Raw genomic sequence first — 23,310 nt, 5'->3', positions numbered from 1 at the left:
GGCAACGTGCCGCATGGGCGATCGACAGGCCGGATCGGTTGAAAAACGGGTCGCGATCCCGAGCGACCGAGGCATCGATCGACGCAGCTACCGGCCCGCCTCCGCCGACAATACCCGCCGGAACGTCAGGTTGACGCGCTCGCCCTGCACGGCCGGCGCCTTCGGCACGCGGTGCTGCCATTCGGCCTGCGTGCGGCCGCGCATCACGAGCAGGCTGCCGTGCGTCAGCCGGTACGCATGCACGACGCCGGTCGCACGGTGACGAAGGTCGAACACGCGCATCGCGCCGAGGCTCACCGACGCGATCACCGGCGCGTCACCGAGCTCCGGCTCGTTGTCCGCATGCCAGCCGAGGCTGTCCTGCCCGTTGCGGTAACGATTGAGCAGCACGCTGTTGAAACGCGCGCCGCAGGTCGCCTCGACCGCTCGCTTCAGGTCGAGCACGGCCGGCGTCCACGGCGCGGGTACGTTGCGAATCCCCGAATAGACGTAGACGGCATCGGGCTCGCCCTGCCACGCGGTCAACCGCGGCAGCGGAATGCGGCCGCGCGGCGTGCGGATCGTGTCCTGCCGCCACGCGACCTCGTCGATCAGCGCGGCCAGCACGCGATCGGCGTCGGCCGGCGCGAGCCAGTCCGGGTACCAGTCCACGTCGGGCACGGGGGTATCGGCGAAAAGATCGGGCGTCGACATGTCGGGATCAGGCAGCAAATGAACAAGGCTGGCGAATCATGTCTGCATGGTAGACAACGGCGACGCGCGCCGCCATGCGCTGTCATTCCGCCGCGCGACGAGGCCGCACGCACGCACGCATCGCCGATCGCGAAGCCGATGCATGTTCGGCACGTCACGCTATCATCGCGGCGTGTCGCAAAGCGTCTATATCCGGGGCGCAGTCTTCTTCCGCAATGCCGGCCGGCGCGACTCGGCCGATTTCTTCCGTGACCCACCATGACGCTCTCCGATTCCGCCCTCGACCAACTGTTCCTCACCGCGCGCACGCACAACGCATGGCAGGACAAACCGGTCGACGACGCGCTGCTGCACCGGCTGATCGACCTGACGAAATTCGGCCCGACGTCGGCGAACGCAAGCCCCGCGCGCTTCGTGTTCGTCAAGTCGCCCGAAGCGAAGGCGCGCCTGAAACCCGCGCTGTCCCAAGGCAATCTCGCGAAGACGATGGCCGCGCCCGTCACCGTGATCGTCGGCATGGACTTCGCGTTCCACGAGCACCTGCCGCGCCTGTTCCCGCACGCCGACGCGCGCAGCTGGTTCGCCGGCAACGACGCGCTGATCGAAGCCACCGCATTCCGCAACTCGTCGCTGCAGGGCGCGTACCTGATCCTCGCCGCACGCGCGCTCGGCCTCGATGCGGGCCCGATGTCGGGCTTCGACGCCGCGAAGGTCGATGCCGAATTCTTCGCGGGCACCGCGATCCGCACCAACTTCCTCGTGAATCTCGGCTACGGCGACCCGGTGGGCCTGTTCCCGCGCAGCCCGCGCTTCGATTTCGACGATATCGCGCGCATCGTCTGACGCACGCTACCGCCCGCGCGTCAGACGGATCAGCGTGATTTCGGACGGCACGCCGAAGCGGTTCGGCGGCCCCCAGTAGCCGGTGCCGCGGCTGGTATAAAGCCACATCGCGCCGAACCGGTTCAGCCCGCCGATCACCGGCTGCTGCAGGCGCACGAACGGCGGCCACGGCAGGAACTGGCCGCCGTGCGTATGGCCGGACAGCTGCACGGTGAAGCCGGCGCGGCTCGCCGCGTCCGCGCTGCGCGGCTGGTGCGCGAGCAGGATCTTCGTCGCGACGTCGCGCGGCGCGCCCGCGAGCGCCTGCTCGGGATCGCTGCGATGCGCGGGATCGAACCCGCCCGCCGTGAAATCGGTGACGCCCGCGAGCACCGCCCGCGCGCCGTCGTGCTCGATCAGCACGTGCTCGTTGAGCAGCACCGTCAACCCGATCCGCCGGAATTCGTCGATCCACGCATGCGCGCCGGCGTAGTACTCGTGGTTGCCCGTCACGAGGAAGCTGCCATGCCGCGACTGCATGCGGCCGAGCGGCGCCGTATGCTCGCGCAGCCGCTTGACCGAGCCGTCGACCACGTCGCCCGTCACGGCGACGAGATCCGCATCGAGCGCATTGACCGCGCGCACGATCCGCTCGATATAAGGCCGTTTGATCGTCGGCCCGACGTGAATGTCCGACAGTTGCACGATCGTCAGCCCGTCGAGCGCCGCCGGCAGCCCGTCGACCGGAATCGACACGCGCTTGACCGCCGCCGTGCGGCGCGCGCCGACGAATCCGATCGCACTGACCAGTACCGCCCCCGCCAGCACGCCGAGTGCCGTGTCGGATGCCGCGCCGCTCCACGCGCCGTCGTGCCCGAACTGCCGCCCTATGAAGACGCCGAGCAACACCAGCTCGCGCAGGAACGTCAGCACCAGCAGCGACGAGAAGAAGCCCATCGCGACCGAGCCGGCCCAGCCGAACAGCGTCGCGACCCAGCCTTCGTCGAAGCGGCGCGAGAACATGCCGACCGGGATCAGCACGACGAAGCTCGCGAGTACCAGCGCCGCGATCGTGCGCGCGAGCGGCGACGCGAATGCGTCGGGAATGATCCGCAGCCCGACATACAAATGGAACAGCACGCCGATTGCAATGAACCGGACAAAGAAACTTCGCATGGAATACTCGTCCTCGTTGCGATACCGCTGCCGCGCGTCGGATGGGACCGTGACGTCAAGTCTCGTCATGCCCCGCGCCACGCGCCGCGCCATTCGCACGATGGTACACAGATACCGGCCGACACGACCGGTCACGACCGCGGCGGGCGCGCCGGACGTCCGGGCGTGCTGACAGGGCACCGGCGTGCCGGTCGATCGCCGCACGACACGACGCATCGCAACGACGATGACGCGACGCAGAGCGTCGGTCATCGACCTGCATCGCGGACGAGCGCAGCCCACCTGGTCCGCCACGCCACGTCAGAATGCGGATTCGCTCGCGTTCACGCGGCAATCCGGTCTTCGCGCGGCGATTCCCACCGATCGGCGAACAAACGCCACCGGCTCGGTTTCGCCTGACGATCCTTTACAGTCCGTCAGCAACCCGACAAGCGCATGCGCTGGCAGAATCGCGCCCCGGTCATGACCTTCCCGGGATGCCCGCCGGGCGGCCCGCCGCATGCTGCCGATGCGCGCCGCATCGCTGGCGGTCCGCATCGCGCTGATTTATTATCGGCTCCGTATCGCGGAATCGTCGTCGCGGCGACGAACCGCCTTGCGCCGCGCCCGGCATCCACCCATCACGTCGAGCTCGTCACACCATGAGAAAAACAACGCCGCGCGCGACCCTGCGCGTCGCCGCCGTCCTGGTGCCAGCCCTGCCGCTCGCGGGCTGCGCGTCGCGTGGTGCACCGTCGTACGTCCTGTTCGGCGCATATTTCCCGCTCTGGCTCGTCAGCGCGATCGTCGGCATCGTCGGTGCGATCGTCGCGCACCGCGTGTTCGTCGCGACCGGCTGGGCCGCCACGGTGCCCTACCAGCTTGCCGTCTGCACCGCGATCGGGCTCGTGGTCGCCGTGATCGTATGGCTCACCGGCACGGGGCCGTTCGCATGAAGGCCGCCGGAATCGCCCGACCCTCCACGAAAGGCCGCGTGATCGCGCTGGCGATCGTCGCGCTCGGCATCGCAGCGCTCGCGTACGCGTACCACCGCACGACGGCCTACCCGTCCACCGACGACGCATCGATCGACGCGGACGTCGTCCACGTCGCGTCGCCCGTCGGCGGCCGCATCGTGCAGCTCGCGGTACACGAGAACCAGCGCGTCGCGAAAGGCGACCTGCTCTATGAAATCGATCCCGTGCCGTACCGGCTGACGGTCGCGCAGGCGCAGGCCGATCTCGAACTCGCGCGCGCATCGCTCGACACGCGTCGCCGGTCGCTGATCGGCGAGCGTTCGAACGCGGCGGTCGCAGCCGAACAGGTCAAGCGCGCGACGCAGAACTACGACCTCTCGACACGCGACGTGAACCGCCTCGCACCGCTCGCCGCGCAGGGCTACGTCAGCGCGCAGCAGTTCGACCAGGCGAAGGTCCGGCAGCGCGACGCCGCCGTGTCGCTCGCGCAGGCGCAGGAACAGCAGCGATCATCCGCGCGAACGATCGGCGACGACGCCGACGCGATCGCGACGCTCCATGCGCGCGAAGCCGCGCTCGCCCGCGCGCAGCACGCGCTCGACGACACGGTCGTGCGCGCGCCGCACGACGGGCTCGTGACGGGCCTGACCGTGCTTGCCGGCGAAACCCTCGCGCCGAACCAGTCGATCTTCACGCTGATCGATGCGAGCGAATGGTTCGCCGTCGGCAATTTCCGCGAAACGTCGCTGAACCGCATCGCGGTCGGCGACTGCGCGACCGTCTATTCGATGATCGACCGCAGCCGTCCGCTGACGGGCAAGGTGGTCGGCATCGGCGCAGGCATCGCGGACAGCGATCGCATCAACCTGCCGCGCGCACTGCCGATCGTGCAGCGCTCGGTGAACTGGGTGCATGTCGCGCAGCGCTTCCCCGTGCGCGTGAAGCTCGACGAACCCGACGGCAAGCTCGTGCGTGTCGGCGCGAGCGCGATCGTCGAGGTCCGGCATGGCTCAGCCTGCCGCTGAGGTCCGCGCGCCGGGCCCGCGCGAAGTCCTGCGATTGCTCGCGTCGTTTCCGGGCCGCACGTCGATCGCCGTGCGGGTTGCACTGATCTGCGCGCTGACCGTGCTCGTGACGAGCGCGTACGGTACGCCCGAAGCTGCGCTGTCCGCCTACGTCGTGTTCTTCATGATCCGCGCCGACCGCGTGACGAGCGTCGTGCTCGCGGCTGCGCTGCTCCTGATCGTCACGATCGTGATCGGGCTCGTGCTCGGCATCGCGATCTTCAGCATCGACTATTCGATCCTGCGGGTCGCGTGCATGGCCGTGCTGTCGGTCGGGCTGCTGTACCTGACGTCGGCCAGCAAGCTGCGCCCCGTGGGCGCGATCCTCGCGATGATCGTCGGCTTCGGGCTCGACCAGCTCGGCCTCGCGCCGTTCGGCGAAGCCGCGACGCGCGCGCTGCTCTATATCTGGCTGACGATCGCGATTCCGGTCGGCGTCGCGATCGTCGTCAACCTGCTGATCGCGCCGTCGCCGCGCCGTCTCGCGCTCGCGCAGCTCGCAAAGCGGCTGCGGCTCGCCGCGCTCCGGCTGCGCGGCGACGCCACCACGCTTGCCGCGTTCGACGCGAGCCTGCGCGACGGCGACAAGCAACTCCTCACGTGGCTCAAGCTGTCGAAACTCGAAGGCTCGTCGACCGCCGCGGACGTCGCCGCACTGCGGCAGGCCATTGCGTCGAGCACGGCGCTGCTGGTCGGCGTCGCGCTGGCCGATCGCGAACCGGACGCGCGGCTGCCCGCCGCGTTTTCCACGCCGATCGCGGCCACGCTCGACGAGATGGCGGCGATTCTCGAACGCGGCGGCTATCCGGTCGACGTGACGCTCGCGCTGCCGCCGGCCGATGCGCTGCCACCGCTCGCGCGCATCGCCGCGACGGATCTCCATGCGGCGATCACGCGCTTCGCGGAACCGGGCGCAGTTGCCGACGCAGCGGCACACGCGCCGGCCACCCCTGTCAGCACGTCCGCAGCCACCCGCCCCGAACCCGCCGCATCGCCCGCCAAGGCACCGGGCGGCGGCTTCTTCCTGCCGGATGCACGCAGCAATCCCGACCACATCCGCTATGCGCTGAAGACGACCGCCGCGGCGATCTTCTGCTATCTGCTGTATTCGCAGCTCGACTGGTCGGGCATCCATACGTGTGTCGTCACCTGCTACATCGTGTCGCTCGGCTCGACTGCAGAGACGGTCGAGAAGCTCACGTTGCGGATCGTCGGCTGCATCGTCGGCGCGCTGCTCGGTACCGCGGCGCTCGTGTTCGTCGTGCCGGCGCTGTCGTCGGTCGGCCAGTTGATGGCGCTGGTGTTCGCCGGCGCATGGCTGTCCGCATGGGTCGCGTTCGGCTCGCCGCGCATCGCGTACGCAGGCTTCCAGATCGCGTTCGCGTTTTTCCTGTGCGTGATCCAGGGCGCCGGCCCCGGCTTCGACCTGACGATCGCCCGCGATCGCACGATCGGCATCCTGCTCGGCAACGTCGTCGTGTATCTCGTATTCACGCGCATCTGGCCCGTGAGCATCGGCAAGCAGATCGACGTCGCGCTCGCCACGCTGCTCGAGCAGTGGCGCCGCGTCGTGCAGATCGCGCAGCCGGCCGAACGCCGCACGCTCGCCGCCGAAGCCTTCGCGCGGCACGGCGCAATCGCGCAGGAGCTCGGCCTCGTCCACTACGAGCCGTCGTGGGTTCGGCCGGCCGCCACGTGGCTCGCCACCCGGCGACGCGCACTTGCGGAACTCGGCGCGCTCGAAGGCCCGCTGTTCCTGCTCGCAGAACGTAGGCCGGGCGACGCGGCGATCGGCGCACGGCTCGCGCGCGTGATCGACCTGCGCGACGGCGACCCGGCTGCCGACGCCGCTTCGCCGGCGCCGTCGTCGACCGCAGGCGCCGCAGCCGTGCCGGCCGCCGCGCCCCTCGACCCTGCACGCGACGCGCTGCTGAACCTGATCGACACGCGGCTTGCGCACATCGCCGACGCCGCGCGTCAAGCCACCCCGAAGGAGCCTGCCCCTCATGCGCGTCCCTGAACCGCCGAGCGCGTCGATCGCCGCCGCGCTCGCGACCGCCATCGCGCTGACCGGTTGCGCAACGTCGTCGATCGATCTGGCGCCGGAGGCACCCGACCGCCCGTGGCAGCCGCAAACGTCGGCCGCGGGCGACATCGTGCCGGCGCCGCCGCTCGCATCCGCACAGCGCGCGCCGCACGACTACACACTGCCGGCCTCGCCCGCGCTCGCGTCGGTGTCGCCGCCCGCCGCGCTCGATGCCACGCATCCGTACACGCTGCCGGAGCTGATCGACCTCGCCGAATCGACGAACCCGCTGACCCGCATCGCATGGAACGACGCCCGCAACGCGGCACTCGCGGTCGGTATCGCAAAGGCCGCGTACCTGCCGAACCTGTCCGCGACCGCGATGGGTGCATACCAGACGAGCCACGGCTCGACATCGACGATCCTCGGCGACGCGTCGAGCAACACGACCGTGCACGGCACGATCTCGGCGCTGTCGCTGCAATGGCTGCTGTTCGATTTCGGCGGCCGCGCGGCGCGCGTCGAGGCGGCCGAGCAGGCGTCGGTCGCGTCGAACGTCGCGTTCACGGCCGTGCACCAGCAGGTGATCCACGACGTGACCGTCGCGTACTACCGGTACGAAGCCGCCCGCTCGCGCGCGGCCAGCGCGCAGCAGGGTCTGTCGAATGCGGATGCGATCCTCGCGGCGTCCCGCGCGCGGCTCAGGCAAGGCGTCGGCACCGTTGTCGAACTCGCGCAGGCGACGCAGAACCGCGCACAAGCGAATCTCGCGCTCGTGCAAGCGACCGGCGCGCAAAGCGACAGCTATCTCGCGCTGGTTTCGGCGCTAGGCATCTCGCCGCTGTCGAAGCCATCGATCGCCGCGCTGCCCAAGCGCCCGCTGCCGCCCGCACTTGCTTCGTCGGTCGACGCGATCGTGTCGGATGCGATCGCGCGCCGTCCCGACCTGCAGGGTGCGTATGCGCTCGAGCAGGCCAACCGCGCGAAGATCAAGGCTGCGGAAGCCGCATTCATGCCGAAGATCTTCCTGTCCGCGTCGACGTCCTATGCGAGTGGCGGCACCGCGATTACCGCGCTGCCCGCGATCGGCGACCAGGCACCGACCGTGAACCTGAACGGCAGCCGCTACGGCGGCGGCGTGTTCCTCGGCGTGACGATCCCGCTGTACGACGGCGGCCTGCGCTCGGCGGTGCTGATGCAGGCGCGCAACGATGCGCAAAGCGCGTCCGCGCGCCTCACGCGAACCAAGGAGGAAGCCGTCCGCCAGGTCGTCGCCGCGCAGAATGCGGTGCAGACGAGCCTCGCATCGCACGACGCGGCGAAGGCGCTCGTCGATGCCGCGCAGACGAGCTACGACGCGGCGCTGACCGCGTACCGGCACGGCGTCGGTTCGGTCACCGATGCAACGATCGCGCAAAGCCAGCTGCTCGCCGCCCGCAATGCGGAAGTCGACAGCTACGCCGGCGCACTGTCGGCCGCCGCCGCGCTCGCGCTCGCGACAGGGACGATCGGCTCGTCGCAATAACCGTCGCAGCGACGCGCCCGCCGGCCGCCAAACCGGTTGACGCGTGCGCGGGCGGCCCTCTAGAATGCCGCCCATTCTTCCTTCAGGAACCATCGTGGACAGTTGCAGCACTCCGTTGCGTGCGCCGCTTGCCGCCTGAACGCCTGTCCGACGCAGTTCTCCTGCCGCGGCTCGCGTTCCGCGAGCCCGCACGCCACTCGTTTCACATCGAATGACGCATTCGCGCGGTACAGTACCGCGCGATGACGGCCATCGTGCCGCGTTCGGCCTCGCGCCGCCGCGACGCGGGCCGGCATGCGCTCCTTGCACGGCAGGACAACCATGACTCTCGATTTCGCACTCCGTCTTTTCACCGCGTTCGCCTGCGGCGTCGCGATCGGCCTCGAACGCCAGATGCGGCAACGCACGGCGGGCCTGCGCACGATCACGCTCGTCGCGAGCGGCGCATGCCTGTTCGTCACGCTCGGCGTGCTGACCGGCAACGGCGTGGCCGGCGTCACGCAGATCGCCGCCTACGTCGTGTCGGGCGTCGGCTTTCTCGGCGGCGGCGTGATCATGCGCGACAAGGGATCGATCCAGGGCATCAACACGGCCGCGACGCTGTGGTGCTCGGCCGCCGTCGGCGTGCTGGCGGGCTCCGGCCACTTCGTGCCGGCGCTGGCCGGCACGGGCGTCGTGCTGCTCACCAACACGGTGCTGCGCGGCGTGAGCCAGGCGATCAACGCAACACCCGTATCGAATGCCGATCTCGTGCGCGAATACCAGATCACCGTGATCTGCCTGGCCGCCGACGAAGTGCACATCCGCACGCTGCTGTCGAATTCGATGTATGCGAAACCGCTGTCGTTCCAGAGCCTGACGAGCGAGGACGTGCCCGACCAGCCGGAGCGGCTGAAGGTGACTGCGACGCTGAAGCTGCATCCGAAGGATCAGCAGAAGCTCGAGCAGATCGCGAGCCGGATGAGCATGGAGAAGAGCATTTCCAGCGTCAGCTGGACCGCGAAGGAGGCGGAACCGATGATGGAGTGAGCGGCGGCCGGCACCACCGCCGCGCCGCCGATGCCACGTCAGGGCGTCTCGATGAGCCCGGCCGCGATCGCCTTGACGACCGCCTGGACCTTGTTGGTCGCGCCGAGCTTCTCGAGGATGTTGTTTACGTGGAAGTTGACCGTGCGCTCCGAGATGCTGAGGATCTGCCCGATCTCGCACGCGGTCTTGCCTTCGGCCGTCCAGCACAGCACCTCGCGCTCGCGCGCGGTCAGCGTGACGTTCGACTCGGGCGACAGCTTCGGCACCATGAAGCGGCTCATCAGCGAATGCGACAGGTTCGCGAGCCAGTTGGTCTGCAGCGTCAGCATGTTGATCTCGGCGGGTGTGAGCCGGTCTGCATGGCGCGCGATGCTCAACAGCCCGAACGCGCCGCGCGCCGCCCAGCTCGACTGCGCGACACCCACCGACAGCCCGTGGTCGCGCGCGTCCTGCCACAGCGGGCACGGCTCGATCCGGTCGACGTCGGGCCAGACGATCATGTTGGTGCTCAGCGCGCCATCGCGAACCGTCGAATCGATCTCGATATAGTTCTGCGCCTGGTAGTGCGCCATCCAGCCGTCCGGATAGGTATTGAAGATCGCGACAGCCGGCTTCGACACGGGCAGCGGCACGCGAATGCCGTAACAGCAATATTCAAAGCCGAGGCGTTTAGAATAAGCGGCGATCCGCTGGAAGAGCTGCTGCTCGTCTTCCGCGGCACTGAATTGTTGGTAGGCATCCTGCCAGCGCAATTCCATTATTTCTCCGACAACGTCACGCTGTCATACCTGTCAGGTGCCAGCGCCGGTTCGGGGCTGATACATTCCGCGCATGACTTCACCTTTGTTGCACCCGGTCCGCGGCCCGTCTCCGGACGGCTACGTGCGTCTGTCCGAAAACGCACTGGCCGTGCTCGCGCTCGACCATGTCGCCAGCGGCCTCGATGCATCGCTGCTCGCGGAACTGCGCGACAGCGCCATCGACGCGCGCCTGGCCGGCTACACCGAATGGCACCGCCCGGCCAGCGCCGGCGTCGCGTACCTGACGGTCGGCTGGGACTGGTATCTCGAACGCGCAACGGGCACGTTCGTGATCGCGGGCGGCGACGTCCGCAGCAACATCATGGCCGTCGACGCCACCGGCGCCGACCTCGGCATGTTCCGCACCGCAGCAGCGCTCGCCGCGCGGCTCGCGTCCATCGACTGGCCGGCCGCGGTTGCATCGGCACTGCTCGGTCGCAACGACGCCTATCATGCCGGCCCCACGCTCCAGTGACAACCGACCGCGCATTCCTCTGACATTTCCACAAGACTGGCGCTCTTTATAAGCAAAAGCCGCCCGTATTTCAATCCCGCCGATCAAGAAACCGCTTCCACCGGTCAAATGGCACCGGCGCACCCCCACCCTGTAAGAGTTACCAGTTACCACCTCCTCGGGACGCGCGATGTAATGCGTGCATACCAAAGTACCGATCCGAGGACACCATGCGGACCTTCGTTCACGAGGAAGGGCGGTTGCCACACGAACTTGCAGCGGACCTGGGGCGCTATCGGCGCCGCGTGTTCGTCGAACAGCTCGGTTGGGCACTTCCGTCTGCGAACGAAAGCTTCGAGCGCGACCAGTTCGATCGCGACGATACCGTCTACGTGTTCGCGAGAAACGCCGGCGGCGACGTGTGCGGATGTGCGCGCCTGTTGCCGACCACCCGCCCGTATCTGCTGAAGTCGCTGTTCGCCGACCTGATCGCCGAAGACGTCGCGCTGCCGCAATCGGCCGCCGTCTGGGAGCTGTCGCGGTTCGCGGCGACCGGCGACGACGGCGGCACCGGCAATGCCGAGTGGGCCGTCCGCCCGATGCTCGCCGCGGTCGTCGAATGCGCGGCGCAGCTGGGCGCGCGGCAGTTGATCGGCGTGACGTTCGCGAGCATGGAGCGGCTGTTCCGCCGGATCGGCGTGCACGCGCACCGGGCAGGCCCACCGAAGCAGGTGGACGGTCGTCTGGTTGTCGCGTGTTGGATCGACATCGATCCGCAAACGTTTGCCGCACTTGGAATCGAGCCGGGACGGGCTGTCCGGCAAGCCATCGCCGCCTGAGCTGGAACGCGCGTAGTCCAGCCGAGCGGCATCGTAACGAAGGAGAACCACCGTGGACCAGTCTCAGGTCTTTCGCGCGATGATGCCCGGCTTGACGGGTGCCGGCGGCACCCGCATCGCAGTCGCCTACCCGTCGTTTCCGCGGCCGCTGCCGCTCGTGCGGCTCGATCGCCGCGGGCTCGTGTTCCGGGCGGCCGGCGCCGCACCGCTCGTGTGCGGGCTGCCGCGCGCGGCGACGCTGCTGGTTGCCGACGAGCCGCTCTGCTCGCTGCGTCTCGTGATCCGCGACGTCGCCGCTGTCGGCGACGGCCGGCACGACCTGACGATGCAGCCGTCCGGTGCCACCGGCGACGAACTGCTGTGGCACGCGCTACGCGAGCGCAAACCGTACCAGCAGATCCGACAGCCGCTTGCGCCCGTCAATGCGGCCATCGCGCCGAACGGCGAGCCGCAGGCCACCAGCGACGCCGCGCAGCGTCCGTCGCGCAGCGCGGCGTTCCGTCTGCGCTGCCACAGCGATGCGCTGTTCTTCGCCGACTGGCTCGAATATCACTTCGACGAGCTGCGCGCGCTGTCGCAGCGGCACGGGCCGCAACTGCAGCTCAACGAGCTGCAGCGCCAGGTAGCCGACGACGAGGTGGGCGTGCGCTTCGTCTACGGCATCGATGGACATGCGACACGGCACGCGCTGACCGACTGCGCGCGCGAGGCCTGCGCATGGATCGAGACGGAAATGCGCGACAAGTACGCGGTGCCGGTTGCGCAGGAGCGGTTCGGCGCGTTTGCCGCGCACGCGCGGGCGGCGCGGCATGTGAGGGCGACGACGGTTGGCTCCGCGGATACGTGACGGCCACCCCATCGAAAATCAAATGTTCTTGGCGGGGCCGGCGGAACGTCGCCACGGGGCGCAATACGCACTGCTCCGTACCCGTGCCAGAAAGGCCAGCCGACGCTGCGTTGCACAATTACAACTAGGGCTTGCCAGCCCTCGGGTTTTCCCTTAAAGTTACATCTGTCTCCTCCATGTCTCCAAACATGGATTCAGCCCGCTCCAGCAGCGGGCTTTTTCTTGCCTGCGATAATTTATCGGGGGCACATCAAAACCGCTGCCATCCACCCGCAGCGCGCACAATCGCCGACCCCGGCGGCTTATCATCGGCGAATCCTTCACGCACAGCCGATGTCGCCATGCATACCCACCTGCGCATCGCCCGCCCAGTCGCCGACCTCGCCCGAACCGAGCGTATGTATTGCGGCGCGTTCGAGTGGTCGGTGCTCGCGCGCTTCGACGATCACGACGGCTTCTCCGGCGTCATGCTCGGACGTGAAGGGCTCGACTACCACTTCGAATTCACGCACTGCCCGGCGCATCCGGTCGCACCATCACCGACGCCCGAAGACCTGATCGTTTTCTACCTGCCCGACCACAGCGCATGGGAAGCCGCATGCGCACGCGCAACCGCGCACGGCTTCATGCGCGTGACATCGTTCAATCCGTATTGGGATGCATCCGGACAGACGTTCGAGGACGCCGATGGCTACCGGATCGTCCTGCAGAACGCGACGTGGCATTGACGGGCAAGCATGCCCGAACCGTTACGCGCGGACATCGCCGTCGGGACGAACAGTCATCGCACGCGCGACAAACACCCGATGCCGTCGCAACGCATGCCCTTGCGGCAACCCAGGATGATCGAAATCGCGCATCGGCTGCGCCAGCATTCCGAGCCGCTGCGCCACGTGCTGCGATCGCAGGTTGGTAGCAGCCGTCCACGCGAAGATCTCGCCCAGCCCGATCCGGCCAAAGCCGTCGGCCAATACCGCAGCGGCCGCTTCTGCGAGATAGCCATGCCCCCACGATGCGCGTGCCTGGCGCCACAGAATCTCGACACACGGCGCCATCGGATGCTCGCCGCGAACTTCACGGGACAAACCGCAGAGGCCGATCAGTGCGCCATCCGAGCGGCGCTCGATCGCCCACACGCCGAAACCGTACGCGTCGAAATGCGCTTCGATGCGTGCGATGGTGGCCCGTGCCTCATCAACGGTCATCGGGCCACGCGCGAGCCATGCGGTCACGTCTGGATCCGCATGCATCGCCACCAGCGCACCGGCATCGCCCGGGCGCCAGCGACGCAACGTCAAACGTTCGGTTTCGATCTTCAATGGCGGGTTCAGCCGTGATCGGGACGTGCGGGGAGCACGGGGCGCGCCAGGCCGCATGCGCGCAATTTCGATAGTGCAGCAACGAGCCCGAATGCAAAGCGAGGGAGTGAGGCAATTGCGATCGTCGCTTGCACCGGCAAGGAGCGTCGACGGTCGCAAGAACCGACGACGAGAATTGAATGCAGCGGGATGCATCTTCCCGCCTGGCTTTCGTCGAATACGCGCGCCACACCCGGGCGGGTGTCGGCGCATCGAACACGCTTACTCGTTCTCTTCGAAGTAGTGAATTGGCATTACGGGACGTGCTTCTGTCTATGAACCTACGCCAAAACCTACGCCGGACCATATCGCAGCTCGTTGGCAAACTAATGTTGCGTTTCAGCAACAAAAAAATGAAGGTGCCGGATGTGTTGCTACATGACCGGACAAACAGTCCCAGAGTAGAGCGTGCTCAGCCATGACTCAATGCCCCACTCGATCGTCAGTTGTTGGGCTGAACCCTTGCGGAGACGGCGCTTCCACGCCGTCGCGCAGCGATGATACCGTCAAAGATACCGAAGAATCCGGCTGGCAGTTACCGGTACTGGAGAGACCGCACCGGAAAATCATGGCATGCCTTCGTTGAAGATCCGCGAAGGCCGCACATCTCGATGACGGCCTTTTTAGAGATACCGTCATCGATACCGTCGGGTCACGCAAAGGATTGCGAAAGCTGCTACACGCGTTCTCGATGAGAGTGTCAATTGTATAAAGTAAGATCCTCTCGACGCGTTAACGGGCTATCGACGCGCCGAGCCGACACTCGCACGCCGGCCGTACGCCATGGCGCTGCGCCCGAGCGATGCGTCGGCCGTGCCGCGCGTGCCGATGACTCTGAACATCAGCTGGTCCATCTCCTTGATGATGTCGGCAAGGACTGTCGTGATGACCGCGAACTCTCGGCCGTACGAGCCCGCGCGCGCGGCCGCGATACGTGCATTCAGGGCGACGATGTTGGCCTGCATCGAGATGCTGCCCAGTTGCTCGGCGATGCTCACCTGACGTTTGAGCGCCTCAGACTCGATGCCGCGCATCTCGTTCTGGTACGCGAGCGTAATCTGCTGAAGCAGTTCGAGCAGCGGGGTGGCCTGCCTCACGAGCGCGTCAACCTGTTCGTCGGTGGCAGTGCTGTCCGATTCGAGACTCGCGAGCATTTTGGAAGTATGCGTGATGAAGCGCCGGACATGCTCGTCTGCACGCCGAGTGCCGAAATAGAGCTGCCTGAGCGCTTCGGAGAACGCTCCAGGTAATTGCTCATTGCCATCGACAAGATCGTCGTGTGCATTCGCGAACATCGCCACACTTTGCTTCGCGACGTCCAATGCGGTATCGTCTCCGCGCGAAGCGAGCAGCACGTGCAGAACGATACGTTGCGACAGCATCCGCTGCCGGCCGAATCGGGCAAAAAAAGTCCCGGAGCGACGCGTGCACGAATCGATCGGTCGATCTGCGCAAGAGTCGTTCCGGGACGCCATTGCCCCGCATCCGCTCGTAAGAGCGGAAGGAAAACTGGTGAAACGCAAAGGCCATCGTGGGCCTCTCCCAGATCCTACGCAATACCTGTGCCACTTCGTACCGCTTCGTGCACGCAGATGCGCCGACGCGCGCGACTCGACAGGTCCGCATTGTTCAACGCCGTGCCACCATTAGTAGACGGAACGGGGGTATGCCATTTCAATGCCGGTTCTGGGGAACGTCGGTTGAAAAGCGATTGTCGCCGAAGCGAAAGGAAGGCCGAGCCGCGCGTGTTGTGTACGGTGCAGCGAGAATGGAGATGGTGCAATTCAATAATGCGCTGCACCACGATTGCACACCGCTTGTAGCGCGCTTCGGTGTACCGGCCGGAAGGAGGGGTGTCCTCTGCACTCGTTTCTCTACATGGAGTTCGATTGGAGGGCGGACCTGCCGCGGCCAAGTGCAGGGGCCCTCAACTACCTGCGTTTCATGACCGACGCACTTCGCGTGTCAGACGCGAAGCGACCGTTCCGACTCTTTATCCCGAACGATCTTTCTTGCGACCCACTGCGGTAACATTGCCTTGAACGACTCGTTTCTGTCGACCAAGTGATGCTTGAGCGCCATAAGGACGTGTCCAACTACGAGAAATGCAATTGCATACGCGAAACAAAAGTGGATTTGCTTGAGGGTTGGCGCAAGAGCCGGCGTCTTTGCCATCAATGGAGGCAGGAAAAAGAGCCCCGCAACGGGAATTTTGAAGCCAGCGGCCGAACTCCAGAGCCATCCCGAAAGCGGCAAAGCAAACATGCAGATGTAGAGCACGAAGTGGCCGACTTTGCCCGCGCGCCGCTCGAAGGATGGCAGGCCATTCGTCGTCTCGGGCGGGCGATGCGTCAGACGCCAAGGAACTCGCGCAGCCAGCAGAAAAATCGCTATCGTCGCGATAGATTTATGCAGCATGATGCTGTCGCTCTGGATTTTCTGTGGCAGGCTTAACGTGCTCGAGTAGTAGCCGACAGCCCACGCACAAATGATAACGATGGCCATCGTCCAATGCAGGACTTTCGCGACCGTTGTGTATTGCCTCGATTCCATACGCTCCTCCATCTTCCGTGTAGTCACTTCAACGAAAATCGCCCAATGCCTTGGTGTTCCTGCTGGATCTCGGGTTACGGCGCTCAATGTTCTGGCGTGCGCGCCCGGGCCCTACCTGTTCTCCTATTGAATCGGTGTTGATGCGGGTACGGCAACCTTGGGCTGACGAGCAGACTTGCGTTCGGCGTTCAACAAGTTCTCGGGATACTGCTCTGGAGAGGCCTGAGGCCCATATCCGTTCTTCTGGAGACCTTGCAGCTCGGCGTTCCTGGCCTGCCGCGCCTGGCGCCGTGCTTCTTTACGTTCCGCGCGCGCTTTCGCTCTTGCTTGCGCTTTTGTGAGCGGCGCTGAAGCCAACTGCAATTGTGCTGCCTCCCCATCAGCGCCGCTGGACGGATGCTGTTGTGCCATTGCGAAAATAGGAATGGCTGCGATAGTTGACACGATATAAAGTAGGACTAATTTTTTCATTTTTTCTCCAAGTTTTATGTGCAAGGCCCGCTATTTTTCATCAAAGTACGCAGGTTGTTATTTGTGTACCCAGTCCATCTACAGTGGCCTCGAGAATGTCTCCCGGCCGCAGATAGCGCGAGTAGTGAATGCCGATGCCGGCTGGTGTCCCGGTGCAGACGAGGTCGCCCGGCTCAAGGCCAACGAGGGACGACAGGTAGGCGAGCTGTTCGCCGATACTGAAAATCATGTCACTGGCGCTTCCCTCCTGCATTTGCTCACCATTCAGCCAGAGGCGCAGTCTGAAACGGGACGGGTCGTCGATGTTCCAGGAAGGCACCAGTACAGGGCCGGTCGGCAACCAACCAGGACGTGCCTTTGACTGAAGCCAGTCGGTCCCCATGTTCGGCATATCTGCACGGAACACCCGCTCCCGCATCGTGATATCGTTCACGACGCAGTAGCCAGCAATACCCTTGAGCGCCTCGGCGGCGCTGACATCCATCAGGCGGCGACCGATGACAACGCCCACCTCCACTTCCCAGTCGAGCGACGAGAGTCCTTCGGGGATGCGCAGCGACTCCCTTGGGCCGGTGACACAAGCGATACCCTTCATACAGATGTACGGTTCGCCAGTGCGGCGCCGCGCCTCAATTGAGGCAAGCATCGCTTTTCGACGCTCCTCTACATCCTGCACGTCGAGGTGTTTCGCGGAATCTGTCGCGGCTTCGAGCAGCTGCGCACGGTAATTCGCAATCGTGCAGTACACCTGTGATGGTGCGACGGGCGCGTGAAGCGTCAACGTCGAGAGCGGTACACCTGCCGACGCCATCAGCTCCTGAGTAGCGAGCTCCTCCGTGATCACGCGCAGCAGCTCCGCATTCGCCTCCCACGCCTCCATCAGCGCCCGCATCGATTGAACACCGCGCAATCCACGCGGCGCCCAGTGTGCCAAGGCAAACGCCCGCTCTCCCATAACCAGCGCCGGGAACGACAATGAGCCAGCGAACGAAACGTTAGCAACTGCGCATTCCATGAACGTACCTTCCGTCAAAGTTCAAAGCACATCGGACACCGGCATCAACCACCATGGAATCAGTCGTTGCCTGCCTTGATTGGCCCACCTGCTCCAACCGCGGGCGCGCCGAGCCGGTCCGACCGTTCGTCGAGCACGGCACCACTCTTCCGGCGCCGCGGTGCTGTTTCCGCCAAGAAGCAGCTGACAATGACGCCGAGCAACAAGCTGTAGAGTGCGAAATCCAGTGTCTTGGCGATACCGTAGTTCTGAGCCACGAAACCGGCAATGACAGGGGCAACGCCACCACCAAACGTCTCACCCACGCCCGATACGAACCCGATCGTCGAGGCAATGAGCCCCAACGGCGCGGCCTCAGTCGCAACAGGACCGCTGAACAGGCTGAGAAGCCCCATCGCGAACAGCGCCACGCCGAAGAGCAGCACGAACAGCAGCACCGGGTTTGCTCCAACGCGGGAGAAGAGACATAGGAGAATGGCGGCACAGACGAAGCCGACCAATGCAGTGGGGCGACGCCCGATGTAGTCCGAAAGACCCGGCAGGGTGAAGCAGCCAATGAAGCCACCAAAGCCTACTGCGGACGCCACGAACCCCATGCTTCGGCCGTCTAGCTGAATGACCTCTACAAGATAGGTCGGTACCATCGCCCCAATGACAAAGATGCCCCCCATGGCACAGAGAATCGCGACGGTCGCCACGGCAACGTTTCGACTGGAGAACAAGTCCAGCCAGCGTTGAGGCTTTTTGTGCCCGCTCACTTCAGCAATGGTAGGTGCCCGATCGTGGATGCAGCGCCAGATGCTGAAGGCCACAATGAACCCAGGAATCGCCGAAAGCGCGAACACCCAATGCCAGTTCGGGACCCACTGCAGAAGCTGCGTTGCCACGATGGGCGCGAAGCCAAGCCCCATCAGGGGGACCATGCTGATTTGCAGACCCAGATTCAACCCGCGACGCGACGGATGAGATGCTTCGCTATTCGCAGCGATGCTGGCGGGAGTAAAGGTGCCCTCTGCAATACCCATCGCGCCGCGCAGCAGCAGCAGGCTGATGAACCCCGTCGCGAAACCGGAAAGACACGAGAGCGCGGAGAACGTCACCATGGTGGCAACGAGTATCTTCTTTCGGCCCACTCGGTCAGCGAGCGGCCCCATGAGAACTGACCAGAGCCCCCAGGTCACGCCTATCACGCCAATCAGGCTTCCCAGCTCGGAGTAGCTGAGGTTGAGGTCGCGCATCATATGCGGAAAGAGCGGCGCCATCAGCCATCGGTCGAATCCGACGAGACCGAACCCTGCACCCAGCAGAAGCAATGTGCTGTACTCGTACCGCGTGTCGTGTCGAACAGCTGTCACGGGATGTCCCTCCATGGATATTCATGTAGTTCGGCCAGGCGAGCCGGTGAGGGACGCTCGAGCCATGTCTCGGTTGGTAAAGATCCGGATCGCATCGGGCGCCATACCTCGGCGCCAAATTGCTATCGTTAGCATTCAACGTCAAAAAAATGAGAAATCCCTGTTGGCGTAATGCCGTCGGGCGTCTGTGTATGACGCAATCGTCGGAGGGAACACAGCCCAACCCCCGTCTTGATGTCGAAAGAAGAACACTGTGATGGGGGAACCAGGGCGTGGCAAATCGACTCGCACACAGTGATGTCGATGCAGGCGGTCATTCGCCACGCGGCTCACGTGCAGCGATCCGAATTCAGCGCGCCCAAACCACTTGTGGACGACTTCCCTCAGCGATCTTTCTCGAGCCGACATGTTGCCCCCTTCCCTCCGGCAAGCGATGACGATGATGCGCGAACCCGATCGAGCAGATTCGTTGGGCACCACTTTCACCTGGATCCGGTGCGTTGCGACGATCAGTGCTAACGTTAGCAATATTAGAGTCGCAATAGTGACCCGTCAAAGAGTTCCTTGCTATCAGGGGAATGCCTACGTTAGCATTTAGCGCAATCAACCAGGCCACACTGATGGACGATTAGTCACGCCTGGTGCCGCCTGCGCGGGTCATCCGGTGTGCTATCGTTATACAAAACTGCATCCACTCGGGGCTCTCATGGTTACGATCAAAGACATCGCCGCTCGCCTTCAAGTGTCGCCATCGACGGTCGGACGAGCGCTGGCCGACGATCCACGAATCAGCGACGCGACGAAGAAGAAGGTCACGGCAGTCGCCGATGAAATGGGTTACGTCGCAAACCTGGCCGCACGCATGATGCGCGGTGTGTCGAGCAATCTCGTTGGCTTCGTGCTTCCGGACATTCGCAACGGGTTCTATTCCACGGTTGCACACGCGCTGTCGAAATGCCTCCAGGGAGCGGGTTTCCAGCTCATGCTCTCCGAAACCGACGACGAGCGCATGGTCGAGCTGCACCACATTCGCGAACTGATCAGCGCGAACGTCGCCGGCATCATCATCGTGCCCACGGCGAAACCGCATCGCGAAGCGATCCGACTGCTTGACACGGTGCCGCACGTGCAGTTGATTCGCCGGAATGCGGCGATCGGCAACCAGTGGTTCGGCATCGACGACACCCAGGCGATCTCCGAGGCGACGCGCCATCTGGTCCAGCTCGGTCATCGGCGCATCGCGTATATCGGCGGCACCGACGAGCTGCCCACTGGTGCGGCGCGCCTTCAGGGTTTTCACGACGCGCTGCCGCGCGACGCAAAAGTCGGCCCGTCGTTCGTGCACCTTGGCGTGCCCAGTTCAGTGGATTTCGGCCGCGAAGCCGCGCGCGCGCTGCTGACACAGGCCAAGCCGCCCACCGGCATCGTCGCGGGCTCGGTTCAGATCACGCAAGGCATCCTCGAAGAATTGACTGCGCAAGGCGTGCGTGCTCCCGACGACATTTCGATCGTCGGATTCGGCGATGAAATCGGTTTTCGCTGGTGGGGCCCCGGGCTGACAACGGTCGGCCTTCCGGTCTATGACCTCGCAACGGCATGCGGCCTCTGGTTCGTGCATCAGATCAAGCAGGGCGTCTCCAAGACAGCACCTTATACGTCGATTTCGCCGGCAACCATGATCGTCCGCGGCAGCACGCGCGCAGTCGGGGCCGCCACGCAGGAGCGAGCGGGCACGACGCTTCGCAACGCGGCCGTATGAGCGTGCGCCAACGTAAACACAGCACCGGCCGGGCCCTTCAATAGCGATAGAATCCGCGCCGCGTCTTGCGGCCGAGGTGGCCGGCCTCAACCATCTCGCGAAGCAGCGGTGCCGGCCGGTATTTCGCATCACCGAGGTCCCGCTGGAAGACTTCCATAATGGCAAGGAGCGTGTCGAGCCCAATGAGGTCAGCCAATGCGAGTGGGCCGATCGGGTGGTTGGCGCCGAGTTTCATCCCTGCATCGATCTGATCCGCGCTTGCCGTACCTTCCTGCAACACGAATACGGCTTCGTTGATCATCGGCACAAGGATACGGTTCACTACGAAACCGGGCGCGTTGCGGGTGCCGATTGGCGTCTTGTCGAGACGCTCGGCAAGTGCGACCGTTGCCGCGAATGTCGCGTCGCTCGTTGCGAATCCGCGTATCACTTCGACGAGCGTCATCACCGGCACCGGGTTGAAGAAATGCATCCCGACGAACCTACCTGGGTCGGACAGCGCCGCAGCAAGCCGTGTAATCGAAACCGATGACGTGTTGGTCGCGATGATGGCGTCCGGTCTGGCGATGGTGTCGACGCTCAGCAAAATCGCCCGCTTGAGGTCGACGTTTTCGGTAGCCGCCTCGATCAGGAAATCGCACGCACCCAGATCGGACAATGTCGCGGCCGCGCCGATTCGTGCGATGGCGGCGTCCGCCTCCGCCCTGCTCCAGCTTCCCTTGGCCACGCCTTTTTCGCAATTAGCCGATACCGCCGCAATACCTCGGTGCGCGGCCTGCTCGTCCACGTCGTTGAGCAACACGGTGAACCCAGCCGCTGCACACACTTGTGCGATACCACTGCCCATCTGTCCGGCCCCGATGATCCCGATCGTTCGTATCTGCATAGTCGTTTCACATGTTCGGATAATTTGGACCACCGCCGCCCTCGGGCACCGACCAGACGATGTTTTGCGTCGGGTCCTTGATATCGCACGTCTTGCAATGGACGCAGTTCTGCGCATTGATCCGCAGTCGATCAATGTCGTCGTCACCGCGCACGAATTCGTACACCCCAGCCGGGCAATACCGCTGCTCGGGCCCCGCGAAACGCGCAAGATTGACGTCGACCGGCGCCGACGCGTCTTTCAGCACGAGGTGGCAAGGCTGCGCTTCCGCATGATTCGTGTTTGATACGAATACGGACGACAGCCTGTCGAACGTCATCACGCCGTCCGGCTTCGGATAGTCGATCGGACGGCACCGGAGCGCAGGCCTCAATGCCTCATGATCGGGCCGTCTGTTGCGTAATGTCCACGGCACATTGCCACTGAGCAGCTTCTGCTCGATACCGGTCATCAACGTGCCGATGCCCCTTCCCTTCTTGAACCACTGCTTGAAATTGCGCGCGCGATGAAGCTCGGCATGCAGCCATGATCGTTCGAATGCGCGCGGATATTGCTCGAGTTCATCGCGCTGCCTGCACGCGCATATCGCGTCGAATGCGGCCTCGGCGGCCAGCATCCCGCTCTTGATCGCCGCGTGGCTGCCTTTGATCCGGCTCGCGTTCAGGAAGCCGGCGTCGCAACCTGCCAATGCGCCCCCCGGGAATACGAGCTTTGGCAACGACTGCAGGCCTCCCGCGGCGATGGCACGGGCGCCGTACGCAATTCGCTTGCCACCTTCGAGATGGAGCCGGATCGCGGGATGCGTCTTGTGGCGCTGGAATTCCTCGTAGGGAGACAGCCATGGGTTCCGGTAGTCGAGCCCGACCACGAATCCGACCGACACGTGGCCGTTGCCCATGTGATAGAGAAACGAGCCTCCATAGGTGCCGGCGTCGAGCGGCCAGCCGGCCGTATGAATGACGAGCCCCGGCCGATGCTTCGCCGGGTCGACTTGCCATAGCTCCTTCAGGCCGATGCCGTAGGTCTGCGGATCCCTGTCTGCCTGGAGTCCGAAGCGCTCGCTCAACTGTCTGCCGAGATGTCCGCGCGCGCCTTCGCAGAACAACGTGTATTTCGCATGCAGCGCCATCCCCGGCTGATAGTTCGCGGTTGGTCGTCCGTCGCGTGCTACGCCCATGTCGCCCGTAGCGACGCCCCGCACGCGCCCCTCATCGTCATAGAGGACCTGCGCGGCCGCGAATCCGGCAAACACGTCGACCCCGAGCGCTTCGGCTTGCGTGCCCAGCCAGCGTACGACGTTGGCGAGACTGACAATGTAGTTGCCGTGATTGCGGAAGCACGCCGGCAACAGCCAGTCCGGGATCTCCGTTGCGCGGCCGTTGCGTCGCAGGAACAAAAAGCGATCCTCGCTGACGGGCGTGTCGAGCGGCGCACCCTGATCCTTCCAGTCCGGCAGGAGTTCAGTCAGCGCAATCGGGTCCATCACTGCGCCCGAGACGATGTGCGCGCCCAGCTCGGAACCTTTCTCGAGCACGCACACCGACAACTCGCGTCGTTGCGCGAGCGCGAGCTGGCGCAGACGAATGGCGGCAGACAGTCCGGCCGGCCCGCCGCCGACAATCACGACGTCGTATTCGATGATGTCGCGTGCATGAGCCGACTTGTCGTTGACGAGGTCCATC

At 65.0% G+C, this 23,310-nt stretch carries 23 protein-coding genes; 12 read left to right on the top strand and 11 right to left on the bottom strand.

Translation table 11 applies throughout. The annotated features are described in order from the left end of the window. Nucleotides 1-87: 87 nt before the first annotated feature. Entirely contained in the window at nt 88-693 is a 606-nt protein-coding gene (locus tag AC1Z3W_RS07135) for an alpha-ketoglutarate-dependent dioxygenase AlkB family protein (RefSeq protein ID WP_057929369.1), read from the bottom strand. 258 nt (nt 694-951) lie between these two features. Between AC1Z3W_RS07135 and AC1Z3W_RS07130 the strand changes: the two genes are divergently transcribed. Next, the gene (locus AC1Z3W_RS07130; RefSeq protein ID WP_057929370.1) at nt 952-1,536 is read left to right on the top strand and encodes a malonic semialdehyde reductase; all 585 of its coding nucleotides are present in this window, start codon (nt 952-954) and stop codon (nt 1,534-1,536) included. Nucleotides 1,537-1,542: 6 nt separating this feature from the next. Here the strand turns inward: AC1Z3W_RS07130 and AC1Z3W_RS07125 are convergent, their stop codons facing one another. Then, nucleotides 1,543-2,691 carry a metallophosphoesterase gene (locus tag AC1Z3W_RS07125; protein ID WP_124832292.1) on the bottom strand — a complete coding sequence of 383 codons (1,149 nt, stop codon included), beginning with the start codon at nt 2,689-2,691 and terminating at the stop codon, nt 1,543-1,545. A 435-nt stretch (nt 2,692-3,126) separates the two neighbouring features. Between AC1Z3W_RS07125 and AC1Z3W_RS07120 the strand changes: the two genes are divergently transcribed. From AC1Z3W_RS07120 to AC1Z3W_RS07095, 6 genes are all read left to right on the top strand, one after another. Next, nucleotides 3,127-3,336, top strand: coding sequence for a hypothetical protein (locus tag AC1Z3W_RS07120; RefSeq protein ID WP_483507351.1), 210 nt, complete (start codon nt 3,127-3,129; stop codon nt 3,334-3,336). Next, on the top strand, nt 3,333-3,626 hold the full coding sequence (locus AC1Z3W_RS07115) for a hypothetical protein (protein ID WP_483507350.1): 294 nt from the start codon (nt 3,333-3,335) through the stop codon (nt 3,624-3,626). The genes AC1Z3W_RS07120 and AC1Z3W_RS07115 overlap by 4 nt, the downstream gene beginning before the upstream one ends. After that, a complete protein-coding gene (gene mdtN, locus AC1Z3W_RS07110; protein ID WP_483507349.1) occupies nt 3,623-4,672 on the top strand; it encodes a multidrug transporter subunit MdtN in 1,050 nt (349 codons plus the stop codon). Before AC1Z3W_RS07115 ends, mdtN begins: the two co-directional genes overlap by 4 nt. Beyond that, nucleotides 4,653-6,731, top strand: a complete 2,079-nt coding sequence (locus AC1Z3W_RS07105) for an FUSC family protein (RefSeq protein WP_057929373.1) — start codon at nt 4,653-4,655, stop codon at nt 6,729-6,731. Before mdtN ends, AC1Z3W_RS07105 begins: the two co-directional genes overlap by 20 nt. Continuing rightward, nucleotides 6,718-8,262: a TolC family protein gene (locus AC1Z3W_RS07100; RefSeq protein WP_483507348.1), complete on the top strand. Its 1,545-nt coding sequence runs from the start codon at nt 6,718-6,720 to the stop codon at nt 8,260-8,262. Before AC1Z3W_RS07105 ends, AC1Z3W_RS07100 begins: the two co-directional genes overlap by 14 nt. A 321-nt stretch (nt 8,263-8,583) precedes the next feature. Further along, nucleotides 8,584-9,291 carry an MgtC/SapB family protein gene (locus AC1Z3W_RS07095; protein WP_057929376.1) on the top strand — a complete coding sequence of 236 codons (708 nt, stop codon included), beginning with the start codon at nt 8,584-8,586 and terminating at the stop codon, nt 9,289-9,291. A gap of 38 nt (nt 9,292-9,329) precedes the next feature. Here AC1Z3W_RS07095 and AC1Z3W_RS07090 read toward each other — a convergent pair whose 3' ends face one another. Next, entirely contained in the window at nt 9,330-10,049 is a 720-nt protein-coding gene (locus AC1Z3W_RS07090; protein ID WP_057929377.1) for an autoinducer binding domain-containing protein, read from the bottom strand. A 73-nt stretch (nt 10,050-10,122) separates the two neighbouring features. Between AC1Z3W_RS07090 and AC1Z3W_RS07085 the strand changes: the two genes are divergently transcribed. From AC1Z3W_RS07085 to AC1Z3W_RS07070, 4 genes are all read left to right on the top strand, one after another. Beyond that, complete coding sequence (locus AC1Z3W_RS07085) at nt 10,123-10,566, top strand: DUF4902 domain-containing protein (RefSeq protein ID WP_124832296.1); 444 nt, start codon at nt 10,123-10,125, stop codon at nt 10,564-10,566. 209 nt (nt 10,567-10,775) lie between these two features. Beyond that, a complete protein-coding gene (locus AC1Z3W_RS07080) occupies nt 10,776-11,384 on the top strand; it encodes an acyl-homoserine-lactone synthase (protein WP_057929379.1) in 609 nt (202 codons plus the stop codon). Nucleotides 11,385-11,436: 52 nt separating this feature from the next. After that, nucleotides 11,437-12,231 carry a hypothetical protein gene (locus AC1Z3W_RS07075; protein WP_173938517.1) on the top strand — a complete coding sequence of 265 codons (795 nt, stop codon included), beginning with the start codon at nt 11,437-11,439 and terminating at the stop codon, nt 12,229-12,231. A 341-nt stretch (nt 12,232-12,572) separates the two neighbouring features. Continuing rightward, nucleotides 12,573-12,959: a VOC family protein gene (locus AC1Z3W_RS07070; RefSeq protein ID WP_057929381.1), complete on the top strand. Its 387-nt coding sequence runs from the start codon at nt 12,573-12,575 to the stop codon at nt 12,957-12,959. Nucleotides 12,960-12,980: 21 nt separating this feature from the next. Here the strand turns inward: AC1Z3W_RS07070 and AC1Z3W_RS07065 are convergent, their stop codons facing one another. The 6 genes from AC1Z3W_RS07065 to AC1Z3W_RS07040 form a co-directional block, all read right to left on the bottom strand. After that, entirely contained in the window at nt 12,981-13,745 is a 765-nt protein-coding gene (locus AC1Z3W_RS07065; protein WP_242431916.1) for a GNAT family N-acetyltransferase, read from the bottom strand. Nucleotides 13,746-14,329: 584 nt separating this feature from the next. Then, the gene (locus tag AC1Z3W_RS07060) at nt 14,330-14,911 is read right to left on the bottom strand and encodes a methyl-accepting chemotaxis protein (RefSeq protein ID WP_483507347.1); all 582 of its coding nucleotides are present in this window, start codon (nt 14,909-14,911) and stop codon (nt 14,330-14,332) included. 643 nt (nt 14,912-15,554) lie between these two features. Next, nucleotides 15,555-16,142 (bottom strand): cytochrome b, encoded by a 588-nt coding sequence (locus AC1Z3W_RS07055; protein ID WP_124832299.1) that lies wholly within the window; start codon nt 16,140-16,142, stop codon nt 15,555-15,557. Between the two features lie 123 nt (nt 16,143-16,265). Continuing rightward, entirely contained in the window at nt 16,266-16,613 is a 348-nt protein-coding gene (locus tag AC1Z3W_RS07050; protein ID WP_124832300.1) for a hypothetical protein, read from the bottom strand. A gap of 40 nt (nt 16,614-16,653) precedes the next feature. Next, nucleotides 16,654-17,628, bottom strand: coding sequence for a fumarylacetoacetate hydrolase family protein (locus AC1Z3W_RS07045; protein WP_124832301.1), 975 nt, complete (start codon nt 17,626-17,628; stop codon nt 16,654-16,656). A 59-nt stretch (nt 17,629-17,687) separates the two neighbouring features. Next, the gene (locus AC1Z3W_RS07040; protein ID WP_409364285.1) at nt 17,688-18,998 is read right to left on the bottom strand and encodes an MFS transporter; all 1,311 of its coding nucleotides are present in this window, start codon (nt 18,996-18,998) and stop codon (nt 17,688-17,690) included. Nucleotides 18,999-19,689: 691 nt separating this feature from the next. On the opposite strand from AC1Z3W_RS07040, the gene AC1Z3W_RS07035 reads away from it, so the two are divergent. Next, nucleotides 19,690-20,742 (top strand): LacI family DNA-binding transcriptional regulator, encoded by a 1,053-nt coding sequence (locus AC1Z3W_RS07035; protein ID WP_124832362.1) that lies wholly within the window; start codon nt 19,690-19,692, stop codon nt 20,740-20,742. Between the two features lie 37 nt (nt 20,743-20,779). Here AC1Z3W_RS07035 and AC1Z3W_RS07030 read toward each other — a convergent pair whose 3' ends face one another. Together AC1Z3W_RS07030 and AC1Z3W_RS07025 are read right to left on the bottom strand one after the other, a co-directional pair. Continuing rightward, nucleotides 20,780-21,628 carry a 3-hydroxybutyryl-CoA dehydrogenase gene (locus AC1Z3W_RS07030; protein ID WP_124832302.1) on the bottom strand — a complete coding sequence of 283 codons (849 nt, stop codon included), beginning with the start codon at nt 21,626-21,628 and terminating at the stop codon, nt 20,780-20,782. 7 nt (nt 21,629-21,635) lie between these two features. Beyond that, the gene (locus tag AC1Z3W_RS07025) at nt 21,636-23,309 is read right to left on the bottom strand and encodes an electron transfer flavoprotein-ubiquinone oxidoreductase (RefSeq protein WP_124832303.1); all 1,674 of its coding nucleotides are present in this window, start codon (nt 23,307-23,309) and stop codon (nt 21,636-21,638) included. Nucleotide 23,310: the final 1 nt, after the last annotated feature.

Source organism: Burkholderia sp. 10_S31, assembly GCF_056930375.1.
The sequence above is the reverse complement of the archived record's forward strand: the minus strand, read 5'-3'. Positions and strand labels throughout refer to the sequence as shown.